Raw genomic sequence first — 3,885 nt, 5'->3', positions numbered from 1 at the left:
CTACAGTCGGTCTCCCTGCCCACCACGCTGCCCTTTGGGCAGCAGCTCGAGATCCTTGAACGCTTCGCCCTGGAGGTCATTCCGGCCGTCCGGGCTGCCGCGCCCACCACCCTCTGGGAGTCCGGTGATCCCTTCGGTGGCCGACCCGAATTAGCCGGGGCCACTGATCCCGACGCAGCAGCAACTGTCACAGCAGACCACGCCTTGAACAGGACGGATAACGCACTTGTCTACGCACACTGAAACAGCTACGCACACTGAAACCCCTGCGCACACCGCAACAGCACTCGAATCCTTCGACGAGGAATGGCAGGAATGGCACGCCGCGCATGAGAAGCACCGGGCGCACCCGCACGGCTTCCTTGCCGTGACCCACCTGCACTGGCTCAGCAGCGAAGCCACCCGGCTGGAAGGTGCGCCGGGAACGTGGAGGGTGGACGCCGACGTCGTGCGTGTTGTTCTGGAACCGGGCGAAAGCCTGCAGCAGGACGGCGTGGAACTGGCCGCCGGCTCGGGCAAGACGCTGCAGCTGGGGCCTATTGAGGAGCGTGGCGGCATCAACCTCGTCTCCGGCGAAACCGTCATTGAGGTGGCCAAGCGCGGCGGCGAGTACATCGTGCGACCGCGAAACCCGTCCAACGCCCTCCTCCAGGAGTACCAGGGCACACCCGCCTACACGCCCAATGCTGCGTTTGCCGTGGCTGGTACCTTCGTCCCGTTCGAGGCTCCGCGACCTACGACGGTGGGCGCCGCCGTCGAAGGGATCCAGCACGTGTACGAGGCTCCGGGGGAGATCCGCTTCAAACTGGCCGGTGAAGAACTCGCGCTGACGGCGTTCAACGGATACGCGCCAGGATCACTGTCCGTGCTGTTCACCGACCAGACCTCCGGCAAAACCACGTACGAGGCCAACCGCTCGCTGTCCGTGGTTCCCGCAGCTGATGGCTCAGTGGTGCTCGACTTCAACCGCGCCGTGAACCTTCCCTGCGCCTACACGGACCTCGCCACGTGCCCGCTGCCGCCCGCAGAAAACCGCCTTCCCGTGGCCATCGAAGCCGGCGAAAAGATTCCCTACGAACGTCAGGATCAGAAGTGACTTCCTCCGAAGAAAACAGGGCCGGATTCCTGGCCATTGAACTCGACGGTGCGGGGTATGAAAACCTTGCCGCCGCCGTCCTCGCCGCGGAGTCCGCCGGTTTCCACGTGGCAACCTTCAAGGACACTCCGGAGGCCGGACGCGCCAACGCCCTGCAGCGCGCGGCCTTTGCCGGGCCGGTAACCCGGACCATCGCGGTGGTTCCCGAGGTAGACACGGTCTATACCGAACCGTTCCATGTCTCCACGCAGCTCGCCAGCCTGGACTATGTCTCCGGTGGGCGTGCCGGGTGGATCGTCACCGCAGCAGAATCACCCGAAGCTGCCGCCGCCGTCGGACGCTCCTTTGTCCAGGGCGGGGCACTGACCCAGGAAGCCGCCGCCTCCATCGAGGTCAGCCGCCGGTTGTGGGACTCGTGGGAGGACGACGCCGTGATCCGCGATGTCGCCACGGGCCGGTACATCGACGTGGACAAGCTGCACTATGCGGACTTCGAAACGCCTGCGGACTTCACAGGCCCCGCTTACTCGGTGAAGGGTCCGTCCATCATCCCCAGGCCGCTCCAAGGGCAGCTGCCCGTGCTCGCTGCGGCATCCCTGGTGGGCGAAGGCCTGGTGCCGGCCGAAGCAGTGGACGCTGTACTGGTTACCGCGCCGACACCGGAGCTGCTCAGCGCCGAGATCCGCGACGTGCGCGCACGGCTTGGCGCTTCAGTAGCGGTTGTCGCAGAGCTGGACGTCGTCCTGGACGCCCGCGGGCAGGCGGCGGAGTCGCGCGTGGTGACATCCCGGCAAAGCGGCCTTGCGCGTTTTGTTGGATCGGCCGCCGGCCTCACCGAACTGCTCGACTCACTTCTCCAGGAAGCCGACGGCGTTCGCCTCCACCCTGCTGACCTGAGCGTGGAACTGGATGAGCTCTCGCGGGTTGTCCTTCCGGAACTCCGGCGAAGGGGCTCCCTGCGGGCGCCCCTGCAGGACGGCACGTTCCGCGAGCTGCTGGGCCTCGCCCCGGCGGAAAACCGCTATGCAACCACCGCTTCCGGCTCAGGAAAGTAAAGGAACACCATGACACGCGACATTTTCCAGCCGAGCGGCCAGATCCAGTTCGGAATCTTCTTCCAAGGCGTCAACTCCGGCACCATTTGGAAGGCCGCAGAATCCGGTTCGCAGACGGACTTTGAGTCCTTTCGCCGGCTCGTCCAGACCGCAGAGCGCGGCAAGTTCGCCGCCTTCTTCCTGGGCGAAGGACTGCGTCTTCGCGAGCACCTCGGCCGCCCGCACGCCCTGGACGTGGTAGGCCGTCCCGATGCCCAGACCATGCTGGCCGCGCTCGCTGCCGTGACCAAAAACATCGGGTTGGTGGCAACCCAAAACACCACCTACAACGACCCCGCAGACCTCGCGCACCGTTTGTCCTCCCTGGACCTCATCTCAGGAGGACGCGCCGCGTGGAACATTGTCACCACGGACAACGCCTGGACCGGTGCGAACTTCCGCCGCGGGGGCTACCTGGACCACGCCGATCGCTACAAGCACGCTGAAGCTTTTGTTGAGACCGCCAAACGCATCTGGGACTCCTGGGAAACCGCGTCCGGTCCGGCCCGGAGGGTTCTGCACGAAGGCCAGCACTACACCGTGGACGTCAAGCCGTTGTTGCCCCGAAGCGCCCAATACCGTCCCGTGCTCTTCCAAGCGGGCGACTCACCTGAAGGTCGCGACTTCGCAGCCCGCCAGGCGGATGTGATCTTCTCCGCCCACCCCAAGTTCGATGACGCCGTGGAGTTCCGCCGCGACATCGTGGCACGCTCCATCGCAGCCGGGCGTGGAGCCAATGCCGTGCAGATCATGCCCGCCAGCGAGTTCATCCTGGCCGCCACCGATCAGGAAGCCCGGGAAAAGAAGGACTGGGTCCGCAGCCTCCAGATCGGCCCGCAGCAAGCCATCGCCTACCTGGAACAGTTCTGGGGCCGGGAGCTCTCCTCCTACGATCCCGATGGTCCCCTTCCGGAGATCGACCCCGTAGTGGAGGAAACCTCCGAGACCCGAGGCAGCGGCTTCCACGGCGCCAAGGCACGCCAACTCGCTGACCAGTGGAGGGCCGAGGCCAAGGACAAGGGCCTTTCCATCCGCCAGTTCGTCACCTCCAAGACGGCACGCATCGATGCCACCTTCACCGGCTCCTACACGGCCGTTGCCGATCATTTGGCCGAATACGCCCGGGTTGGCGCCGTGGACGGCTTCAACATCTCGCCGTGGCTGGTCCCCACCGGCCTGGATGACATCGTGAACCACCTGGTGCCCGAGCTCCAGGAACGCGGCGTCTACCCCACGGAATACCGCGGCACTACGCTCCGGGAAAACCTGGGGTTGGAGACGCCAGTGCGCTCAACAGAGTCGGTGCGGGTCCCATGAGCACGGGCCGCCTGCTGCAGCTCTGCCGGCGCTGGCTGGGCATCACGCCGGGCCAGCACGGCGGAGCGCCCGACGACGGCGGGGCGGGTGCCGCCGTCGTCGACCCTTCGCGCGGGACCGTACATATTCAGCTGACCGTGATGGGGCAGCCGCTGTAGCACCCGGGGCTTAGAGCAGTTCCTTGAAGACGTTCCAACCCCGGCCGACAGGGCCGTAAGGGCCGTAGAGGCCAGTGGCGGAAGCGCCGGTGATGTAGCTCAAAAGATCGCCGTTGGCGGCGACGGCCGAGAGTTCGTTGTATTTCGAGTGGCTGGAACTACCAATTCCTGCTACCTCGGAAAACGTCTCCCACCCCGGGCCGAGGGACGCAGGTTCCTC

The 3,885-nt window shown here is 65.8% G+C and carries 4 protein-coding genes and 2 pseudogenes; 5 read left to right on the top strand and 1 reads right to left on the bottom strand.

Going from position 1 to position 3,885, the window contains the following annotated elements; genetic code table 11:
• The 5 genes and pseudogenes from HP499_RS21855 to HP499_RS21835 all read left to right on the top strand — a co-directional run.
• Positions 1–243: pseudogene (locus HP499_RS21855) on the top strand (LLM class flavin-dependent oxidoreductase); the annotation flags it as partial.
• Complete coding sequence (locus HP499_RS21850; protein WP_172326200.1) at positions 227–1,096, top strand: DUF1684 domain-containing protein; 870 nt, start codon at positions 227–229, stop codon at positions 1,094–1,096. The pseudogene HP499_RS21855 and the gene HP499_RS21850, both read left to right, overlap by 17 nt.
• The gene (locus tag HP499_RS21845; RefSeq protein WP_172326199.1) at positions 1,093–2,151 is read left to right on the top strand and encodes an LLM class flavin-dependent oxidoreductase; all 1,059 of its coding nucleotides are present in this window, start codon (positions 1,093–1,095) and stop codon (positions 2,149–2,151) included. The genes HP499_RS21850 and HP499_RS21845 overlap by 4 nt, the downstream gene beginning before the upstream one ends.
• A 9-nt stretch (positions 2,152–2,160) precedes the next feature.
• On the top strand, positions 2,161–3,507 hold the full coding sequence (locus HP499_RS21840; protein ID WP_172326198.1) for an NtaA/DmoA family FMN-dependent monooxygenase: 1,347 nt from the start codon (positions 2,161–2,163) through the stop codon (positions 3,505–3,507).
• Entirely contained in the window at positions 3,504–3,665 is a 162-nt protein-coding gene (locus tag HP499_RS21835) for a hypothetical protein (protein ID WP_172326197.1), read from the top strand. The genes HP499_RS21840 and HP499_RS21835 overlap by 4 nt, the downstream gene beginning before the upstream one ends.
• A gap of 10 nt (positions 3,666–3,675) precedes the next feature.
• Here HP499_RS21835 and HP499_RS21830 read toward each other — a convergent pair.
• Positions 3,676–3,885, bottom strand: a pseudogene (locus HP499_RS21830) (VCBS repeat-containing protein); the annotation flags it as partial.

Source organism: Paenarthrobacter sp. CM16 (assembly GCF_013179505.1).
Taxonomy (GTDB): domain Bacteria; phylum Actinomycetota; class Actinomycetes; order Actinomycetales; family Micrococcaceae; genus Arthrobacter.
Note: the sequence above shows the minus strand (reverse complement) of the source record. Positions and strands in the feature narration are given on the sequence as shown.

Bases quoted from the DNA above. Each gene is read 5' to 3' on its own strand.
- HP499_RS21840 (WP_172326198.1), top strand. From the start codon at position 2,161: ATGACACGCGACATTTTCCAGCCGAGCGGCCAGATCCAGTTCGGAATC.
- HP499_RS21835 (WP_172326197.1), top strand. From the start codon at position 3,504: ATGAGCACGGGCCGCCTGCTGCAGCTCTGCCGGCGCTGGCTGGGCATC.